Raw genomic sequence first — 17,574 nt, 5'->3', positions numbered from 1 at the left:
CCTCTCCGCGATCACGAGTAGGCCCTGCGCTGGTCCGGCGGCGGGATCTCGGCGCCCTTGTACTCCACCGGGATTCCGCCGAGCGGGTAGTCCTTGCGCTGCGGGTGACCGTCCCAGTCGTCGGGCATCAGGATCCGGGTCAGCGCCGGGTGTCCGTCGTAGATCAGGCCGAACATGTCCCAGGCTTCGCGCTCCTGGAAGTCGGCGGTCGGGTAGACCGGCACGACCGACGGCAGGTGCGGGTCCTCCACGTCCACGGCGACTTCGAGCCGGACGCGACGGCGGTAGGTCATCGACGTCAGGTGGTAGACCGAGTGCAGCCGCTGCGGCGCGTCCGGCCCGTAGTCCACACCGGACACCGAGCTGCACAGCTCGAACCGCAGCGCCGGGTCGTCGCGGAAGATGCTGCAGACCTCGAGGAGGTGCTCGCGGCGCAGGTAGAAGGTGATCTCGCCGCGGTCGACGGTCACCTGCTGCACGGTGTCGGCCGGGATCCCGTTGGCGCGCAACGCGTCGAACAGCGCGTCGGCGACCTCGTCGAACCAGCCGCCGTAGGGCCGCTCGGCGGCGGGCGGCACGTAGGCCGGCAGGTGCAGCCCGCCGTAACCCGAGGTGTCGCCGGTGCCGCGAACGCCGAACATGCCCTGGCGGTCCCGGCCCGCGATGGGCGCTCCGGCCCGGGCCGGTTCGGCGCCGGTGGGCGTCAGGTCTCCCGAGCGCTCGGCGCTGGAACCGGGTTCGCCGGGAGCCGGGGTGGTTTCCTCGTCCGCCATCGAAATCACCTACCCGCCTTGAGTTCCGGACGCTCGGGCGCGCTCTCGAAGGCGCCGATCTCGTCGGATCCGCCCATCTCGCGCCGCTGCGCGGCCTGCTGCCGTTCGGCGCGCTTGCGCTGCGAGGCGTTCTTCGGCGCGTACCGGACGGAGGAGGCGATCATCGGCGTGCGATCGCCGCGCTCGAGCTTCTCCTGCGCGCGCTTGGCGTTGATCGGCTCGTCCATGATCTTGGCGTGCAGCTTGAGGATCGCGTCGAGCAGCATCTCCGGGCGCGGCGGACATCCCGGCAGGTACATGTCCACCGGCACCACGTGGTCGACGCCCTGCACGACCGCGTAGTTGTTGAACATGCCGCCGGTGGAGGCGCACACGCCCATCGCCAACACCCAGCGCGGCTCGGGCATCTGGTCGTAGATCTGGCGCAACACCGGGGCCATCTTGTTGGTGACCCGACCGGCCACGATCATCAGATCGGCCTGTCTCGGGGTGGCGGAGAAGCGCTCCATGCCGAACCGCGAGATGTCGTAGCGGGAACCGCCAACGGTCATCATCTCGATGGCGCAGCAGGCCAGCCCGAACGTCGCCGGCCACATCGACGTCTTCCGGGTCCAGTTGACGAGCTTCTCCACGTTGGCCAACAGGATGCCGTTGGGCAGCTGCTCTTCGAGCCCCATCGCCGGCACTCCTTCCCGCGTCCTTGCGGCTAGTCCCTGCAGTTCGTCCCAGGCGCCCGGCGTACCGGGCGTCGCGCTCCGATCAGTTCCAGTCCAGGCCGCCTCTCCGCCAGACGTAGATGTAGGCGAAGCCGACGGTCGCTATGAACAGCACGATCTCGACGACGCCGAACAACCCCAGGGCGTCGGCCGAGACCGCGAACGGGTAGAGGAAGACCATCTCGATGTCGAAGAGGATGAACAACATCGCGGTCAGGTAGTAGGCGACGGGCATCCGGCCGCCGCCGATGACGGGCTGCGGCGACGGTTCGATGCCGCACTCGTAGGCGTCGAGCTTCGCCTTGTTGTAGCGGCGGGGACCGACGAGCGGTGCGATCGCGACCGAGAACACCGCGAATCCCAGCGCCAGCGCGAACAACAGCACCAACGGGATGTACGGGTCGAGCACCTTTGCTGCCCTCCAACCGGTTCCGGGTGTTGTGTTCCGGAACACACATCGTCAGTCCCCGCCGAGACGCAGGTCACGCCTCAGGCATTCGGTGCGCACTCTATGCGGTCGGCCGAATCGGCTCCGTAGTGAGGCGAACCTAACTTTATGACTTGTCTCACCCTTGCCCGGACATCTGACCAGACACTCACGGTCACGCGCTAGGGGTGACGCGAGTAGTGGCGCTGATCACACGATCCATGACGTCCCCACCCTTCTCGTCGTAGAGATTTGCCAGCAGCTTCAACACGAAACGCATCAACGTCTGGCGCGGCAGACCGTGCTTGGTGGCCATCCGCATCACGGTGGGATTGCCAATCAACTTGCTGAAGATATTGCCGAGCCGGAAGTAGCCGCCGAGCTCTTGCTGCACGGCCGTCGGGTACCGGCGCAGCGCCTGCTCGCGGGAGAACGAGGTCGGTCGGGCCATCGCGTGCACCGCGCACTCGGCCGCCAGCCGCGCCGACTGCATGGCGTAGGCGATGCCCTCACCGTTGAACGGGTTGACCATCCCACCCGCGTCGCCGACCAGCAGCAGGCCGTCGCGGTAGTGCGGGGTGCGGTTGAAACCCATCGGCAGCGCCGCGCCGCCGATCTTGCCGGTGGCGTTGCCCTCCCGGAATCCCCACTCCTCGGGAGTTCCGTCCAGCCAGGACCGCATCAGCTGCCGGTAGTCGGTCTTGCCGTAGGCCGAGGAGGTGGACAGGATGCCCAGCCCGACGTTCACGGTCCCGTCGCCCATGCCGAAGATCCAGCCGTAACCCGGCAGCAGGCGCGGTTCGGCCGGGTCGGACTTGTCCCACAGCTCCAGGTGCGACTCCAGGAACTCGTCCTTGGTGCGCGGGCTGGTGTAGTACCGGCGCACGGCCACGCCCATCGGGCGGTCGTCGCGCTTCTCGAGGCCCACCGACAGCGCCAGCCGCGCCGACACCCCGTCGCAGGCGAGCACCAGCGGCGCCCGGTAGGTGACCGGCTCGCGCTCGGGCCCGGTCTTGGCCTCGACCCCGACGACCCGGCCGGTGCGCTCGTCGGTGATGGCTCCGCTGACGCTGGTCTGCTGGAACAGCCGGGCCCCGGCGAGCTGGGCGTTGCGGGCCAGCAGGTCGTCGAAGTCGTTGCGCGGGCGGACCACGCCGTAGGGCGGGAAGTCGGACAGGCTCGGCCAGTCGAGCTCCAGGCTGACTCCGCCGCCGACGACCCGCAGGCCCTTGTTGTGCAGCCAGCCGGCTTCTTCCCGGGTGTCGATGCCCAGGTCGATGAGCTGCTTGACGCCCCGTGGCGTAATCCCGTCGCCGCAGACCTTCTCCCGCGGGAAGACGCTCTTCTCCAGCAGCAGGACGTCCAGTCCCGCCCTGGCCAGGTACGTCGCAGCCGTCGAGCCGGCCGGTCCGGCCCCGACGACGATCACGTCGGCGTCATCGTCCGGTCGGCGGCGGCTGGTGGCGCTGGTCATGACACTCCTCGAACTAGTGCAGTGCTCGGTGCGAAACCCGCTTGTGAACGAGTTCACTAATTGCGAGTCTAAGCCGCTGCACCAGCGCTATCGACCCTTTCGCCTAGGCCACCCGAGTGAGGAAAGCCGCCATCCGGTCCTGCTCCCGCGGCCTCGGCGCGGGTCACCACCGCACGTGCCCCGGGAGCTCAGAGGTCCAGCGCGAGCAGCCGGGAGCTGAGGGTCTTGCCGTGGGTGTCCAGCGCGAGCGAGGTGGTCACGCCGCCGTCGAGCGCCTGGTGGCAGGTGAACTGCAACGCCTTGAGCAGCGGCAGCTCGTAGCGGGTGACCTCGCCCCTGACCTGGCCGGCGAGGTGGTCCCGGACCCGACTCGCGGTGAGCTCCCGGCGGAGCCGGTCGTAGTCGGCGTCGTCGAGCGGGAACACCGACAGGATCGAGGTGTCGCCCTTGTCGCCCGCTCGGCAGTGCGCGATCTCATGCAACCGCATCCGCCACCTCCAGGGTTGTGACCTGCGATTTCACGTCCGACCTGGGGATCAGCGCGGAGACGATGCCGATCACCTCGCGCACGTCGGTGCGGACGCCGCCCCCTCCGGCCGGGCCGTTGGTGTAGAGCGATTCGACCTCGTGGCAGACGATCTGCGCGGCCATCCGGGCCTCCGCCATCGCCGCCACCCGCAGCCGGCACTCGCCGTCCGGATCGCCCACCGCCCCCAGCACGTCCGCGCGCACCCGCAGCCCGGTCCCGCACAACCGCCGGGTGACGACGTCGGCGGCAAGCCGGGCCCGGTCGGCCGCGCCCGGCCCGGCGTAGCTGATGCCGCACTCGGCGCGATGACCTGCGCGGTAGCCGACGCTGACCTTCAGCTCACCGGGCTTGGCACGCCCGAGCGCTCCGCTGATGCGCACCCGATCGGTACCGGCCCGCTCGGCGCGGACCTCGCGGAAGTCCAGGACCACGTCGGGCGTGCGGTACCCGGTCGGGTCGGTGACCTCGTAGAGCAGCTGCTCGCGGACCGTCCCGACCGTCACCACCCCGCCGCTGCCCGCGGGCTTGCCGATGGTCGCGCTGCCGTCCGCGGCGATGTCGGCGAACGGGAAGCCCAGCTCGGCCAGGCCCGGCACGTCCTTGACGCCCGGGTCGGCGAAGTAACCGCCGGTGACCTGCCCGGCGCACTCCAGGACGTGCCCGACCAGCGTCGCCGCGGCGGTGCGCGGCACGTCGTCGAGGTCCCAGCCCATCCGCTGCGCGATCGGTGCCACGAACAGCGACGGGTCGGCGACCCGGCCGGTGATCACCACGTCCGCGTCCAGCGCGGGCAGCAGCGCATCAGCGCCGAGGTAGGCGTTGGCCGAGACGATCTCCCCGTGCCCGGCCAGCGGAACCCCGTCCTCCAGCGCCGGGATGCCCGGGTCGATCCGGTCCAGCACGTCGTCGCCGGTGACCACCGCGATCCGCCCGGTCAGACCGGCAGCCGCCATCACCTCGCGGGTGACCTCGCCCGCGCGCAGCGGATGGGCCGCGCCCATGTTGGTGATCACCCGTGCTCCGTTCGCCACCGCGACCGGCAGCAGCCGCTCGAAGCGGGCGCGCAGCAGCGGGTCGTAGCCCTGGTCCGGATCGCCCAGCCTGCGCTGCTGCCCGAGGGCGATGGTGCGTTCGGCCAGGCACTCCAGCACGAGGTCGTCCACCCCGGCCCGCGCGAGCTGCACCGCCGGTTCGACCCGGTCCCCGGCGAAGCCGGCTCCACTCCCGATCCGCACTCACAACACCCCCGTGAGCAGGGCGACCGCGGTCATCACCAGAGTGGTGCCGAAGGCCCAGCCGAAGATGAACCGCTGGTGGTCGCCGAGGTCGACCTTGGACATGCCGAGCAGGATGAACGTGGAGGCGGTCAGCGGGCTCAGCGGGAAACCGGTGGTCATCTGACCGAGGATCGCAGCCCGCCCGATCGCCGCCGGGTCGCCGCCGAGCGCGGCGCTGGTCTCGGCCAGCACCGGGACCACGCCGTAGTAGAAGGCGTCCGGGGTGAACACCAGGCTCAGCGGCATCCCGGCGATCGCGGTGACCACCGGCAGCACCGCCCCGCCCGCGTCCGGGATGACCGCGACCAGGCCCTCGGCCATCGCCTTGATCATGCCGGTGCCGGTGAGGATGCCGGTGAACACGCCCGCCGCGAAGATCACCACGACGACCAGCACCACGTTGTAGGCGTGCTTGGCGAACAGCTCCTGCTGGCCCTGCCAGGACGGGCGGTTGACCAGCAGCGCGACCAGGAAGGCCACCAGGAACAGCACTTCCAGGTCGGCGAGCTGGGCGAGCAGGCAGCCGACCAGCGCGAGCGTCAGCACCGCGTTGACCCAGAACCGCACCCGGTCGGCTCCGGTCAACCGGACCGGCTCGACCGCTTCGAGGGCGACCACGCCGAGCCGCTTCCGCTCGGACCGGCCGATCAGGTACGCGGCCACCAGCACCCAGCAAATCCCGGCGATCATCGCAGGCAGGACGGGCAGGAACAGCTGCGCGGAGTCGAGCTTGAGCGCGGCCATCGCGCGGGCGGTCGGCCCGCCCCACGGCACCATGTTCATGACCCCGGCGCCGAGGCAGACCACGCCCGCCAGCACGATCCGCCGCATGCCGAGCCGCTGGTAGATCGGCAGCAGGGCGGAGACGGTGATCAGGAAGGTGGAGGCGCCGTCGCCGTCGAGGGCGACCAGCAGGGTCAGCAGCGCGGTGCCGACGGTGATCTTGAGCGGGTCGCCCTTGGCCCAGCGCAGGATGCGCGTGACGGCGGGGTCGAACAGGCCCGCGTCGATCATGAGGCTGAAGTAGAGCACCGCGAAGGTGATCATGATGGCCACCGGGGCCACGGTGACCAGGCCGTCGGCCACGAGCTCGCCGAGCTTCGCGCCGTGACCGCTCAGCAGTGCCGCCGCGATCGGCACCAGGGTGAGCGCGAACAGCACCGACACCCTGCGCGAGAGCACCAGGGCGAGGAACACGCCGATCGTCAGGAATCCGCTCGCGGCGAGCATGGGCTACCTCCGAACACCGCCGTTGGGCCGGACGGAAGAACTGTGATCCACCTCGCTCATGCCGGTCAAGCAATGAAAATTGATAGATTCATGCGGCATGAGCATGGATCTGACCGTGCAGCAGCTCCGCCTGGTGCTCGCGGTGCACGACACCGGCGGGTTCACCCCGGCCGCCGAGCGGCTGCACCTGGCGCAGTCCTCGATCAGCCGCGCGGTGCGCGACGTGGAGCGCAGGCTCGGCATCACGTTGTTCCGAAGGACCACCCGGCACCTCGTCACGACCCCGGAAGGAGCGGAGTTCTGCCTGGTCGCGCGGCGGGTGGTGGATTCCTTCGACGCCGGGCTCAACCACTTCCAGGGCTTCCTCGCCGGCACCCGGGGCCGCGTCCGGGTCGCGGCGCTGCCGTCGATGGCGGCGATCCTGCTGCCACCGGTGGTCTCGGCCTACCGCGCCGAGCACCCGGACGTGGAGCTGTCGATCGAGGACGGCATGTCCGACGAGGTCCTGGCCAAGGTGCGCGCGGGCGAGGTCGACCTGGGCGTCACGGTCGTCGCCGAACCGCTGCCGGACCTGGCGGTGCACCCCATCGCGACCGACCGGATGTGCGCGGTGTTCCCGCCGGACCACCGGTGGGCGGCGCGCGCAACGCTGACCTGGTCGGAGCTGGCGACCGAACCGCACATCGCCTTCGGCACCGACTCCAGCATCCGCCAGCACGCCGACCGCGCCTTCACCCAGGCCGAGGCCCACCCTCGCGTGGTCCTGGAGTCCAGCAACATCACCGCGGTGGCCGGCCTGGTCGCGGCGGGTCTCGGCACGGCGGTCATGCCCGGCACGGTCCTACCGCTGGTCGCCTTCGCGGGCCTGGCCCACGTGCCCCTGGTCACCCCCGAAACCCACCGCCGCATCGCGGTGATCCGCACACCGAACCACCCGCAACCTCCGGCCACCAGCGCCTTCACCGACGCCCTCACGGCGACCAGGACCACCACGCCGGAAACCACGTGGTTCTGACCGCGCTGCGGAGACCGGTCAGGCGGGGTTCTTGGCGTGGTGCACGGCCACGACGCCGCTGGTGAGGTTCTTCCAGGTCGTGTCGACCCAGCCCGCCTCGGCGATCAGCTCGGCGAGGGCTCGCTGGTCAGGCCAGGAGCGGATGGACTCGGCCAGGTAGACGTAGGCGTCCGGGTTGGAGGAGACCGCGCGGGCGATCGGCGGCAGCGCGCGCATCAAGTAGTTCATGTAGACGCCGCGGAACGGCTGCCAGGTGGGGGTGGAGAACTCGCAGACCACCAGGCGCCCGCCGGGGCGGACCACGCGGCGCATCTCGCGCAGGCCCTCGACGGTGTCGGCGAGGTTGCGCAGGCCGAAGGAGATCGTCGCGGCGTCGAAGGCGTCATCGGCGAACGGCAGGTGCAGCGCGTCGGCGGCCACCAGCGGCACTCCGCGGCCCTTGCCGACCGAGAGCATGCCCAGCGAGAAGTCCGCCGCGACGCAGTAGGCGCCGGAACGGGCGAACTCGACGGTCGACACACCGCTGCCGGCGGCCAGGTCGAGGACCTTCTCGTCCTGCTGGGGCGCGAGCAGCTGCCGGGTCACCTTCCGCCAGCGCCGGTCCTGCCCGAAGGACAGCACGGTGTTGGTCAGGTCGTAGCGGCGCGCGACACCGTCGAACATCGCAGCGACTTCGCGAGGGTTCTTGTCCAAGCCTGCCCGAGACACACCCGAAGCGTACGTGGCGGGCGATCGCGCCTTCAGGCAGCCGCCGACTCGGCGTAGCCGCTGACGGCCGCGTAGTGGTCGACCAGCTCGCGGCACAGCGCGGGCCAGGTGCGACCGGCCACCGCGTTGCGCGCGTGGCCGCCGAAGCGTTCGCGCAGGGCCGGATCGCGCAGGTCATCGATGGCCTCGCGCAGGGCCGCGGCGTGCTCGGCGTCGTCGTGCGCGGGCAGCAGGTACCCGGTGCGGCCCACGTCGACCAGATCGCGCGGCCCGCCCGCGTCCGGGGCGATGACCGGGACGCCGGAGGCCATCGCCTCCTGCACCGCCTGGCAGAACGTCTCGTGCGGACCGGTGTGCACGAACACGTCGAGGCTGGCGTAGATCCCCGCCAGCTCGTCGCCGGTGCGCTGGCCGAGGAACGCCGCGTTCGGCAGCTCCGCGCTCAGCCGCTCGCGTTCCGGGCCGTCACCGACGACGACCACCCGCACCCCCGGGTTCCCGTCCAGCTCGGCGAGCCGCTCGATGCGCTTCTCCGGCGCCAACCGGCCCACGTAGCCCACCAGCAGCTCACCGCCCGGCGCCAGCTCGGAGCGCAGCCGCGCATCGCGCTTGCGGGGCGTGAACCGCTCGGTGTCCACGCCGCGACCCCAGCGGTGCACGCGCGGGATCCCGTGCTCGCGCAGCGTCTCCACCGCCCACGTCGAGGGGGCCAGCGTGCGGTCGGCGTGGCAGTGCAGGCGGCGGATCCACTTCCAGGCGGCTTTCGCGGTCAGCCCCAGCCCGTAGGACTCGGCGAAGCCCGCGACGTCGGTCTGGTAAACGGCGACCGTCGGAACGCCGAGCCGGCGGGCGGCGTTGAGCCCGCGCGCTCCCACCACGAACGGCGAGGCCAGGTGCACCACGTCGGGCTCGAAGTCCTGGAGCCCGCGCAGCACGCGGCGGCTCGGGAACCCGATGGGCAGCGAGGACACGATCGGCAGGTCCATCGCGGGCAACCGGATGACGGGGAAGCCCGCGTACTCGTCCGGACCGGGCCCGGGGGCGATGACCAGGGCCTGGTCGCCTCGACGACGCAAGTGCTCCAGCACCCGCAACACCGAGTTCGTCACTCCGTTGATCTGCGGCAGGAAGCTCTCGGTCACGATCGCGATGCGCACGCACATCACGGTCGCCGCCGGTTCCGGCGAGCAGCCGACGCCCATGTGACGCGACCGCCAACGACAACCGAAGAGCGCCCCAACTCCGCACCGGCCCGCAAACGTGGCCTGCGGCTCCACGGCCGGTCACCTCTGCGTTGCTGGGCGGTCACCCGTCGCGCGGAGGCTGGGGAGGCATGACGGCCCTGCCTACTCCTCCCGCCCAGATCGAACCGGCCCTGGTGTCACGGGCTTTCGAGGTCGCCGGTCGGCTGGCCAACGACGCCGCCGACGTGATCATCGCGACCGCGGGACGAGGGGCCCGGCCCGAACCCAGCGAATCACCGTTCGACTGGGTCACCGACACCGGCCGCACCCTGGAGCGGCACACCCGCCGCATCCTCGCCGACGAGTTCCCCGGCACCCCGGTGTTCGGCGAGGAGTTCGGGGAGGAACCGACCGGCCCGCCGCAGCAGGGCGGCTCGAAGTTCCGCTGGTCGGTCGACCCGGTGGACGGCACCGCCAACTACGTGGCCGGACTGCCGTGGTGCGCCTACAGCCTGGCGATGCTCGACGCGCACGGGCCGGTGGTGGGCGTGGTCGCCGACCCGTACCGCACGCAGATCTACGCGGCGGCGCGCGGCCGGGGCATGCGGGCCAACGGCACGCCGGTGCGGTTGCCCGACCGCTGCGAGATCCGCGGCGGCATCGTGTGCACCGAACTGACCAAGAACGGCCCCTGGCCCGGCATGGACCGGTTCATCACCAACGCCGCGAGCGCTCAGGTCGGCGTGCGTTTACTCGGCTCACCGGCGCTGGCCATCACCCAGGTCGCGCTCGGCCACACCGTGGCCGCCGTGCTCGACGACTACCAGGAGTGGGACGTGGCGGGGGCGATCGCGCTGGCCGCCGAGGCCGGCGCCACGATCCTCAACCGGCGCGGCGAACCGGATCCGTTGCCCCGGGACGGTCTGCTGGTCGCCGCGCCCGGTGCCGCCGCGGAGGTGCACGAGTGGTGGGCGCAGGCCGCCGAGGTCCCGGCTAGCTGACGGGTTCGGGCAGCACCGCGGAGATCGGGCGCAGCAGCGGGAACCGGCCGCGCAGCTCCTGGACCCGCTCCGGATCGGGGTCCTCGACGAGTTCGAGCACCTCGCCGGTGACCGCGCCGAAGCGCTGTTCGGCGCCGCTGAGCTCGTTGCGCACCTTGCGGGCGATCTCGACGTCCCGGGACGTGTCCCCCAGTCCCCGGCCGAGCTCGACGAACACGCGCAGGTTCGGCAGCTCGGCGTCCATCCGGCGCACGATCGTCTGCAGCCGGTTGCGGGCCTGCTGCGAGGACATCGCCTCCACCGCCCGGCTCGCCCGCAGCACGGCCTGCTCGCAGTGCTGCACGAACGGTTCCCAGGCGTCCGGCTCGCGCTCGGGCAGCGGTTCCCGTTCCTGGGGAGCCGGTTCTTCGCGGCGTCTGCGCACCGCGAGCACCACGCCCGCCCCGGCGCAACCGGCCATCAACGCCATGAGCACCTGCAACCAGATCTCGTCCATCCGAGTTGCGCCCTTCCACTAGACCCCGACAGGGGAACGCGGAAGACCCCCAGGCATCTGCTCCCGCCGTTCCGATACCCCTCGATCACTGTGCTCCCGGGCGGGGCTCATCGGCGTGCGGGGAACTACTCATCTTCGATTGCGTTTCCGAAACTTCGCCCGTTCCTCGGCCGCTCCGGGACCCGGTTGCCGGCCAGTCCTGCCCTGGCCAGGTACTGCATGTCGGCCAGCAGGAACTCCATGTTCCCGGTGTGCGCGCCGTCGCGACCCCCGGGCCGGGTGAACTCGCCGAACTCGGTGGGCGCCGGCGACTTCAGGCGGGCGATGGAGAGCACCTCGTCGAGGGTCTGCCCGACGCGCGTGCGCACGCGGGAGGGATCGACGCCGCAGCCCGCGGCGGCCAGCCGCGCCTCGACCGGGTGCGGGGCGAACAGCTCGGCGGCCAGCGGCCACACCAGTTGCAGCCCGGCGCTCATCAGCTGCGGCCCGCCCGGGCCGGAATCGCCGAGCCTGATCACCCACTGGGCGGCGTGGTCGCGGTGCTGGGCGAGCTTGTGCAGCGACCGCGCCGCGAGCGTCGCCAGCACCGCGTCCCGGCTGCTGGTGAGCTCCTCGAAGACGGCGAGCCGCCAGGTGGTGAACAGCAGCAGCCGCGCGACCGTGGCCGGGAAGTCGCCGCCGGGACCGGGGCCGCAGTCGACCTCGGCCAGCCGCACGTTCCGGAACTCGGCGGGTTCTCGCAGGTAGGCGAGTTGGTCCTCGTCCTGGTCGCCGTTGATCTCGGCGGCCCTGCCGAACAGGACCCGAGCCTGCCCCAGCAGCTCGTGCGCGATCTCGCCGAGCGCGGCGGACTCCTCCAAACCGGCGCGCACCCCCCACTCGGAGAGCCGGTGGGCGAGCACCAGGGCGTCGTCGCCGAGCATCGTGCAGTAGAGCGCCAGGTCAGCCGGGTCCGCATCGGACGGGAGCGCGCGGTCGACCGCGGACAGCACCGGAGCGCCAAGCACCCACTGCGGCTGTACCTGTGACGAATCGGAGAGCGTTCTGGGGGTGTTCATGGGCAACGACCTCGCAGACGCGGGGCCGGCCTTTCGACTTGTCGGCCACCGACCCCCTTCGGCGAACCCCAGTTTCGCACCGGCCCAGACCTGCTCGGAAGGGCCTTCAGACCTGGTTCGATCTCCTGAGCAGCCAATACGTGGGCAGCAGCACTGCCCAGAGCACCGCCAGCGAGCTGAAGACCGGCAGCAGCGAGATGACCGCGTTGCGCCCGGCGACGCGCACCAGATCGGGGTTCCGGGAGTCGTACTCGACGCGCACGGTCTGCCCGACCTGGAGGTCGGTGGGGTAGAGCACACCGTTCGGCGGGATGTAGACGCGGCCGTCCTCGGTGTTGAACCGCACCACGGTCCGGGTCAGCGAGGTGTCCACGACCTCGGCGACCGCCTGACCTCGGGATTCCACGATCGTGCGGTCGTTGATGAAGCAGGCACCGATGATCGACAGCCCCATGACCGTCAGCAACAACCCGGCGATGAGAACCCCACGGGCCACCCGGCGGCGGACTCGCGCAGGCGAAGTTTTCGACACCGCCTGGTCACCCTCCGTGTCTGAGCTGGTCACCGAGTCGGCCGCGCCCTGGGTCACCGCGTCGCCTGCCACGGTGACCGATTGTAGGGGTCCGGGGCCGTGTCGAGAGCCACGCGGCCGCTCAGCCCACTCGATTCCCCACGCCGAATACGCTCCAAGCGTGGCGACTACATCCCGGCGGCTGACGGCGCGCACCCGCAGGCTCGATCCTGCCGACCCGCGGCACGACCGGCCGTTGCTGGACCTGCTGCCCGGTGGCGAGTCGGTGAGCTGGGTCCGCGAGGGCGAAGGCCTCGTCGGCTGGGGCTGCGCGGCACGCCTGGACACCTCCGGCTCGGATCGCTTCACCGACGCCGACGCGTGGTGGCGGCGGCTGTGCGGCCACATCGACGTGGAGGACTCGGTCGGGCTGCCGGGCTGCGGGCCGGTGGCCTTCGCCAGCCTGGCCTTCGCCGACCAGCCCGGCGACTCGGTGCTGGTGTTGCCCGAGGTGGTCGTCGGCCAGCGCGACGGGGTCCGCTGGATCACCACCATCGGTGACGCCCGGGATCCGGAGCCGCAGCCGGTGCGCCAGCCCGGCACCGTGTCCTACAGCGACGGCCGGCTGTCCTCGACCGGCTACCGCCAGGCGGTGGCCGAGGCCGTCCGGCTGATGCGCACCTCCGGCGGCGAGCTGCGCAAGATCGTGCTCGCCCACGACCTGGTCGCCAGCACCTCCGAACCGCTCGACGAGCGGTTCCTGCTGCACAACCTGACCGCGCGCTACGGGAACTGCTGGACCTTCGCGGTGGACGGGATGGTCGGCGCCACCCCGGAACTGCTGCTGGAACGGCGCGGCTACGAGGTCCGCTCGCGGGTGCTGGCGGGAACGGCCTGGCCGCATCCGGGTCGCACCGACGACGAGATCGCCGCCGAACTGCTGGATTCGGCCAAGAACCGCAGCGAGCACGCCTACGCCGCGGAGTCGCTGGCCGAGCGGCTGCGGCCGTTCTGCAGCGAACTGTCGGTCCCCTCCGCTCCGTCGGTGCTGCGGCTGCGCAACGTGCTGCACCTGGCCACCGACGTGGAGGGCAAGCTCGCCGACTCGCCCGACGGTTCGGGCCTGCTGCACATGGTGGAGGCCGTGCACCCCACGGCCGCCGTCGGCGGCACGCCCACGGCCGACGCGGTGCCGCTGATCTCGGAGCTGGAGGGCATGGACCGGGGCCGCTACGCGGGTCCCGTCGGGTGGATCGACGGTGCCGGCAACGGCGAGCTCGGCATCGCGCTGCGCTGCGGGCAGATCGAACAGCAGAGCACCGCCGGAGCTGGCTCCGGCGGTGCTCGCGGTGGCCGGGTCCGGTTGTTCGCCGGAGGCGGGATAGTGCCCGGCTCCGACCCGGACCTGGAGGTGGCCGAGGTGGAGGCGAAACTCCTCCCGGTGCGCGAGGCGCTGGAAGGAGTCCGCTGACTCACCCGTGGTCGTGCAGGAGTTCGTGCGCGCGGTCGATCTCGGCGACTGCCGGGGGCGCGGGCACGTTCCCGCGGGCGGCGCTCGCGGCGACGCCGGTGGCCGGGCTCACCGCGGGCTTGCCCTTGGTGAACAGCCAGGCGTTGAACACGTCGTCGAGCCGCTTGCCGGACTTCTGCTCAGCCAGATCGATGAACTGCTCGATCGTGCCGGTCGAGTGGCGGTGCTCGGCGGCCCAGGTGCGGGTGATGTCCATCATCGCCTCGTCACCCACGACGTTGCGCAGCGCGTGCAGCGCCATCGCACCCCGGTCGTAGACGGCGTCGTGGAAGACGTTCTCGGCACCCGGGTCTCCCGGCAGGACCTGCCAAAACGGGTCGTCGGCCGGGTGGGAGTTGTAGTAGTGGTCGAACAGCTCCTGCGTCGTGCCGGTCCCCTGCGCCTCCGACCACAACCACTCGGAGTAGGACGCGAACCCCTCGTTGAGCCAGATGTCGCGCCAGGTGTCGACCGACACCGAGTCGCCGAACCACTGGTGCGCGTTCTCGTGCACGACGACCGACACGTTCGCCGCGCTCTGGAAGAACTTGTGGCTGTAGGTCGGGCGGGTCTGGTTCTCCAGCGCGAAGTTCAGGCCTTCCGCCGGGACGACGCCGCCCTGCGCCGAGAACGGGTACTCGCCGAACAACTGGCTCAGGAAGTCCACGACCTCCGGCGTGCGCTCGATGCTCGCCTTCGCCGGGCCCGCCAGCGGGCCGAGTTTGTCGGAGTAGGCGGTGATGAACGGCTGGCCGAACGCACCGGTCTTGCCGACGAACTCGTACTGGCCGATGGTCATGAACGCCAGGTAGGTGGCGGTCGGCTCGGTGTTGCGCCAGTTCCAGGTCGTCCACCCGGCCAAGGTGCTCCGGCGGGTGTTCACGCCGTTGGAGACCGCCTCGGTGCCGTCCGGCACGGACACCGCCACGTCGTAGGTGGCCTTGTCACGCGGGTGGTCGTTGCCGGGGAACCACCAGGAGGAGATCTCCGGCTGGCCGATCGCCAGCGCCCCGTCGGAGGTGCGCACCCACGGGTTGAAGCCGTTGACCTCGACGGTCGAGGGCGTTCCCTCGTACTCCACGACGAAGGTCGCCAGCTCGCCCTTCGGCAGGGTCGCAGGCGGGGTCACGGTGAGCTCCAGCCCGTTCTGGCTGAACTGCGCCGGCATCCCGTTGACGCGCACCGACTTCGCGGTGAGCGCGAAGTCCAGGTTGAACGCCGTCAGGTCCTGCGTGGCGGTCGCGACGACCGTCGCGGTGCCCTGCAGGTGGTCGTCCGCCGGTTGGTAGCGCAGCTGCAGGTCGTAGTGCGAGACGTCGTAGCCACCGTTGCCGTAACCGGGGAAGTAGGAGTCACCGGCTCCCGGCGCGCCCGGCGCTTCGCTGCCCGCCAGCGCTGGCGTGGCGAACACCGCGCTCGCGCAGCAGGCCGCGATCACCGCGCGCAGGCCCTGTCGTCGAATCACCCTGCCACCTCCTCGAACTTCTGGGTTCGATCAGGAGACTAGGCAACCACGTTCACACCCGGTGCGCTTTTCGCGCCGAGTTTTTCCCATCACCACGCGGAAAAACGCGAATGCACACCATCGGGCTAACGCCGTGCGGTGACCACAGTGGCCGGTCGCGTGCCGCTCACCTGCCGGGGAAACAGCGCGTTCACCTCCAGGCGACGCACACCGCGCGCGGCCGCAACAGCTTTCACGTCCTCCAGATGGGAATCATCCGAGCAGCGCGGAGCGGACCGCCGCGTGCAGCCGCTGGTGCACCGCGCGCAGTTCGTCCCGGTTGGCCCGGACCTCGACCACGCGCAACCCGGGCGCCGGGCGGAGCGCTTCGCGCAGCTCGGCGTGGCCCGGCACCTGAACGTGCTCGACGCCGTGCGCCGCGCACAGCTGCGCCAGGTCGGTTCCGTGCGGCGTGCCGAAGACGCGGTCGAAAGAACCGCTGTGCTCCGGACCGCCCTGCTCCAGCAGGCTGAAGATGCCCCCGCCGTCGTCGTTGAACACCACGATCGTCAGGTCCGGCCGCTGCTCGTACGGGCCGAGCACCAGGCCGTTGGAGTCGTGCAGGAACGTCAGATCGCCCAGCAGCGCGTAGGCCGGTCCGCCGTGCCCGGCGGCCGCGCCGATCGCCGTGGACACCGTGCCGTCGATGCCGGCCGCACCCCGGTTGCGGTGCACCAGCACGTCGGGCCGCTGCCGCGCGGCGAGCGCGACGTCCCTGCTCGGGTTCGACGAACCGAGCACCAGCAGCGAGTTCTCCGGCAGCGCGTCGACCACCTCGCGCGCCACCGCAGGACCGTTCGGCCACCGCTCCAGGTCGAGGGCGGCGTGCAGCGCCGCGGTGGCCTTCTGGTCGGCCTGCTGCCAACTCGTCAGCCACTGCGGGTCGATCGGCCCCGGAGCTCCGCCGGTCTCGGCCTCGAACGTCGCCGCGACCTCGCGCACGTTGTGCGCCGGCGCGGGCCAGTCGATCCCGCCGTGCGCCAGCAGCACCTCCACCCCGGCGTCGGCCAGCAGTTGCTGGACCTGCCGGAACACCGTCGGACGCCCCACGCAGAGCACCTGCTCGGGCCGGTGCTCCCGGACGAACTCGGGCAGGTTGAGCAGCCACATCCCGGTGCTGATCGCAGCCGGACCCGACACCCCGACGCCGCCGACCTCGGACAGCACCGGCCACCCGAAGCGCTCACCCCAGGCGCTGGCCGCCTCGGCGCCCCAGTCGCCGACGAGCACCAGCCCGCGACCCGCCCGCGGGCGCGACAGCGAACTCGGTGCCGCACCGTGATCGGCGGCCTCGGTCCACCGCTCGCCGTCGGGACGCCCGTCGAGCGACTCGAACCACTCGGTGTCGCCGTCGGGCACCAGCGGCTCGCGGAACGGCACGTTGAGGTGCACCGGCCCACCGCGCAAGCCGCACGCCGCCGCGCTCCAGGCGCGGCAGACCTGGCTGCGCCAGTAGGCGTTCTGCCCCGAGCGCGCCTCGGCCACGCCGAGCTCGTCGAACAGCCGCACCTCGCTGCCGTACAGCCGGTGCTGGTCGATGGTCTGGTTCGCGCCGGCCGCGCGCAGCTCCGGTGGCCGGTCTGCCGTGATCACCAGCAGCGGAACCCCCGCGTGGTAGGCCTCGCTGACCGCCGGGTGCAGGTTGCTCGCCGCCGTGCCGGAGGTGCAGAACACCGGTACCGGCCGGTGCGTGCGCGCCGCCAGGCCCAGCGCCAGGAAACCCGCGCTGCGCTCGTCGATCCGAACGTGCAGCCGCAAACGCGCAGCGTGCGCGGCCCGGTGCAGAGCGTAGGCGAGAGGTGCGTTGCGCGATCCCGGGGCGAGCACCGCGTGCCGCACCCCGTTTCGGACGAGCTCGTCGACGATGACCTCAGCCTGAGCTGTGGACGGGTTCAACCGATCACCTCTGAAATCGCCTGGCGGACAACGGAGAAGGTTCCGCGGCGACCTTCTCCGGCGTCCACGCAAGCACCGGGCGGCCGCGGGGAGGACCCCGCGCCGAGCACTTGCTACCCCTATTGTCCCAGGTGTGCAGAATCCCGTTGTGTCTGAGCTGTTTGATCCGAAGTTGTGGGAGCCGGTCGAGGGCTTCGACTTCACCGACATCACCTATCACCGCTGTGTGGAGGACGGTCCTGGCCGGGGCACGGTGCGCATCGCG

General features: G+C 71.3%; 17 protein-coding genes and 1 pseudogene. 4 read left to right on the top strand and 14 right to left on the bottom strand.

The features are described 5' to 3' along the window. Positions 1-11: 11 nt before the first annotated feature. The 7 genes from R4I43_RS14705 to R4I43_RS14675 all read right to left on the bottom strand — a co-directional run bounded on the left by R4I43_RS14705 (position 12) and on the right by R4I43_RS14675 (position 6,426). Positions 12-773 carry an NADH-quinone oxidoreductase subunit C gene (locus tag R4I43_RS14705; protein WP_324266185.1) on the bottom strand — a complete coding sequence of 254 codons (762 nt, stop codon included), beginning with the start codon at positions 771-773 and terminating at the stop codon, positions 12-14. A gap of 5 nt (positions 774-778) precedes the next feature. Continuing rightward, positions 779-1,450, bottom strand: a complete 672-nt coding sequence (locus R4I43_RS14700; RefSeq protein WP_324266184.1) for a NuoB/complex I 20 kDa subunit family protein — start codon at positions 1,448-1,450, stop codon at positions 779-781. A gap of 82 nt (positions 1,451-1,532) precedes the next feature. Further along, positions 1,533-1,898, bottom strand: a complete 366-nt coding sequence (locus R4I43_RS14695; protein WP_324266183.1) for an NADH-quinone oxidoreductase subunit A — start codon at positions 1,896-1,898, stop codon at positions 1,533-1,535. A 193-nt stretch (positions 1,899-2,091) separates the two neighbouring features. Beyond that, entirely contained in the window at positions 2,092-3,390 is a 1,299-nt protein-coding gene (locus R4I43_RS14690) for a geranylgeranyl reductase family protein (protein ID WP_324266182.1), read from the bottom strand. Between the two features lie 188 nt (positions 3,391-3,578). Further along, positions 3,579-3,878 carry an AtuA-related protein gene (locus tag R4I43_RS14685; protein WP_324266181.1) on the bottom strand — a complete coding sequence of 100 codons (300 nt, stop codon included), beginning with the start codon at positions 3,876-3,878 and terminating at the stop codon, positions 3,579-3,581. Continuing rightward, positions 3,865-5,154, bottom strand: a complete 1,290-nt coding sequence (locus R4I43_RS14680; RefSeq protein WP_324266180.1) for an acyclic terpene utilization AtuA family protein — start codon at positions 5,152-5,154, stop codon at positions 3,865-3,867. The genes R4I43_RS14685 and R4I43_RS14680 overlap by 14 nt, the downstream gene beginning before the upstream one ends. Beyond that, on the bottom strand, positions 5,155-6,426 hold the full coding sequence (locus R4I43_RS14675) for a CitMHS family transporter (RefSeq protein ID WP_324266179.1): 1,272 nt from the start codon (positions 6,424-6,426) through the stop codon (positions 5,155-5,157). 97 nt (positions 6,427-6,523) lie between these two features. Here R4I43_RS14675 and R4I43_RS14670 point away from each other — a divergent pair, with 97 nt between their 5' ends. Next, positions 6,524-7,441, top strand: a complete 918-nt coding sequence (locus R4I43_RS14670; RefSeq protein ID WP_324266178.1) for a LysR family transcriptional regulator — start codon at positions 6,524-6,526, stop codon at positions 7,439-7,441. Positions 7,442-7,459: 18 nt separating this feature from the next. Here R4I43_RS14670 and R4I43_RS14665 read toward each other — a convergent pair whose 3' ends face one another. Both R4I43_RS14665 and R4I43_RS14660 read right to left on the bottom strand, forming a co-directional pair. Further along, the gene (locus R4I43_RS14665) at positions 7,460-8,149 is read right to left on the bottom strand and encodes a demethylmenaquinone methyltransferase (protein WP_324266177.1); all 690 of its coding nucleotides are present in this window, start codon (positions 8,147-8,149) and stop codon (positions 7,460-7,462) included. Between the two features lie 32 nt (positions 8,150-8,181). Beyond that, positions 8,182-9,312: a glycosyltransferase family 4 protein gene (locus R4I43_RS14660; protein WP_407691254.1), complete on the bottom strand. Its 1,131-nt coding sequence runs from the start codon at positions 9,310-9,312 to the stop codon at positions 8,182-8,184. Between the two features lie 170 nt (positions 9,313-9,482). Here R4I43_RS14660 and R4I43_RS14655 point away from each other — a divergent pair, with 170 nt between their 5' ends. Next, positions 9,483-10,334 carry an inositol monophosphatase family protein gene (locus R4I43_RS14655; protein WP_324266175.1) on the top strand — a complete coding sequence of 284 codons (852 nt, stop codon included), beginning with the start codon at positions 9,483-9,485 and terminating at the stop codon, positions 10,332-10,334. On the opposite strand, the gene R4I43_RS14650 is transcribed toward R4I43_RS14655, so the two are convergent. The 3 genes from R4I43_RS14650 to R4I43_RS14640 all read right to left on the bottom strand — a co-directional run bounded on the left by R4I43_RS14650 (position 10,327) and on the right by R4I43_RS14640 (position 12,492). Continuing rightward, a complete protein-coding gene (locus R4I43_RS14650) occupies positions 10,327-10,830 on the bottom strand; it encodes a hypothetical protein (RefSeq protein ID WP_324266174.1) in 504 nt (167 codons plus the stop codon). The genes R4I43_RS14655 and R4I43_RS14650 overlap by 8 nt on opposite strands. A 125-nt stretch (positions 10,831-10,955) precedes the next feature. Beyond that, positions 10,956-11,888 carry a 1,2-phenylacetyl-CoA epoxidase subunit PaaC gene (gene paaC / locus R4I43_RS14645; protein ID WP_324266173.1) on the bottom strand — a complete coding sequence of 311 codons (933 nt, stop codon included), beginning with the start codon at positions 11,886-11,888 and terminating at the stop codon, positions 10,956-10,958. A gap of 106 nt (positions 11,889-11,994) precedes the next feature. Beyond that, positions 11,995-12,492 carry a DUF3592 domain-containing protein gene (locus R4I43_RS14640; protein ID WP_324266172.1) on the bottom strand — a complete coding sequence of 166 codons (498 nt, stop codon included), beginning with the start codon at positions 12,490-12,492 and terminating at the stop codon, positions 11,995-11,997. An 88-nt stretch (positions 12,493-12,580) separates the two neighbouring features. On the opposite strand from R4I43_RS14640, the gene R4I43_RS14635 reads away from it, so the two are divergent. Then, the gene (locus R4I43_RS14635; protein ID WP_324266171.1) at positions 12,581-13,870 is read left to right on the top strand and encodes an isochorismate synthase; all 1,290 of its coding nucleotides are present in this window, start codon (positions 12,581-12,583) and stop codon (positions 13,868-13,870) included. Between the two features lies 1 nt (position 13,871). Here the strand turns inward: R4I43_RS14635 and R4I43_RS14630 are convergent, their stop codons facing one another. Together R4I43_RS14630 and menD are read right to left on the bottom strand one after the other, a co-directional pair. Beyond that, positions 13,872-15,374: a M1 family metallopeptidase gene (locus tag R4I43_RS14630; RefSeq protein ID WP_324266170.1), complete on the bottom strand. Its 1,503-nt coding sequence runs from the start codon at positions 15,372-15,374 to the stop codon at positions 13,872-13,874. Between the two features lie 252 nt (positions 15,375-15,626). Then, on the bottom strand, positions 15,627-17,309 hold the full coding sequence (gene menD / locus R4I43_RS14625) for a 2-succinyl-5-enolpyruvyl-6-hydroxy-3-cyclohexene-1-carboxylic-acid synthase (RefSeq protein ID WP_324266169.1): 1,683 nt from the start codon (positions 17,307-17,309) through the stop codon (positions 15,627-15,629). A 133-nt stretch (positions 17,310-17,442) separates the two neighbouring features. On the opposite strand from menD, the pseudogene R4I43_RS14620 reads away from it, so the two are divergent. Then, positions 17,443-17,574 (top strand): annotated as a pseudogene (locus tag R4I43_RS14620) (1,4-dihydroxy-2-naphthoyl-CoA synthase); the annotation flags it as partial.

It is taken from the genome of Saccharopolyspora mangrovi (assembly GCF_035320975.1).
GTDB lineage: Bacteria > Actinomycetota > Actinomycetes > Mycobacteriales > Pseudonocardiaceae > Saccharopolyspora > Saccharopolyspora mangrovi.
The sequence above is the reverse complement of the archived record's forward strand: the minus strand, read 5'-3'. Positions and strand labels throughout refer to the sequence as shown.

What these genes read in the sequence shown, in the direction of transcription:
- paaC (WP_324266173.1), bottom strand. Translation starts at nt 11,888, where the DNA reads ATGAACACCCCCAGAACGCTCTCCGATTCGTCACAGGTACAGCCGCAG.
- R4I43_RS14655 (WP_324266175.1), top strand. Translation starts at nt 9,483, where the DNA reads ATGACGGCCCTGCCTACTCCTCCCGCCCAGATCGAACCGGCCCTGGTG.
- R4I43_RS14675 (WP_324266179.1), bottom strand. Translation starts at nt 6,426, where the DNA reads ATGCTCGCCGCGAGCGGATTCCTGACGATCGGCGTGTTCCTCGCCCTG.
- R4I43_RS14660 (WP_407691254.1), bottom strand. Translation starts at nt 9,312, where the DNA reads ATGTGCGTGCGCATCGCGATCGTGACCGAGAGCTTCCTGCCGCAGATC.
- R4I43_RS14705 (WP_324266185.1), bottom strand. Translation starts at nt 773, where the DNA reads ATGGCGGACGAGGAAACCACCCCGGCTCCCGGCGAACCCGGTTCCAGC.
- R4I43_RS14670 (WP_324266178.1), top strand. Translation starts at nt 6,524, where the DNA reads ATGAGCATGGATCTGACCGTGCAGCAGCTCCGCCTGGTGCTCGCGGTG.
- R4I43_RS14700 (WP_324266184.1), bottom strand. Translation starts at nt 1,450, where the DNA reads ATGGGGCTCGAAGAGCAGCTGCCCAACGGCATCCTGTTGGCCAACGTG.
- R4I43_RS14685 (WP_324266181.1), bottom strand. Translation starts at nt 3,878, where the DNA reads ATGCGGTTGCATGAGATCGCGCACTGCCGAGCGGGCGACAAGGGCGAC.
- R4I43_RS14650 (WP_324266174.1), bottom strand. Translation starts at nt 10,830, where the DNA reads ATGGACGAGATCTGGTTGCAGGTGCTCATGGCGTTGATGGCCGGTTGC.
- R4I43_RS14690 (WP_324266182.1), bottom strand. Translation starts at nt 3,390, where the DNA reads ATGACCAGCGCCACCAGCCGCCGCCGACCGGACGATGACGCCGACGTG.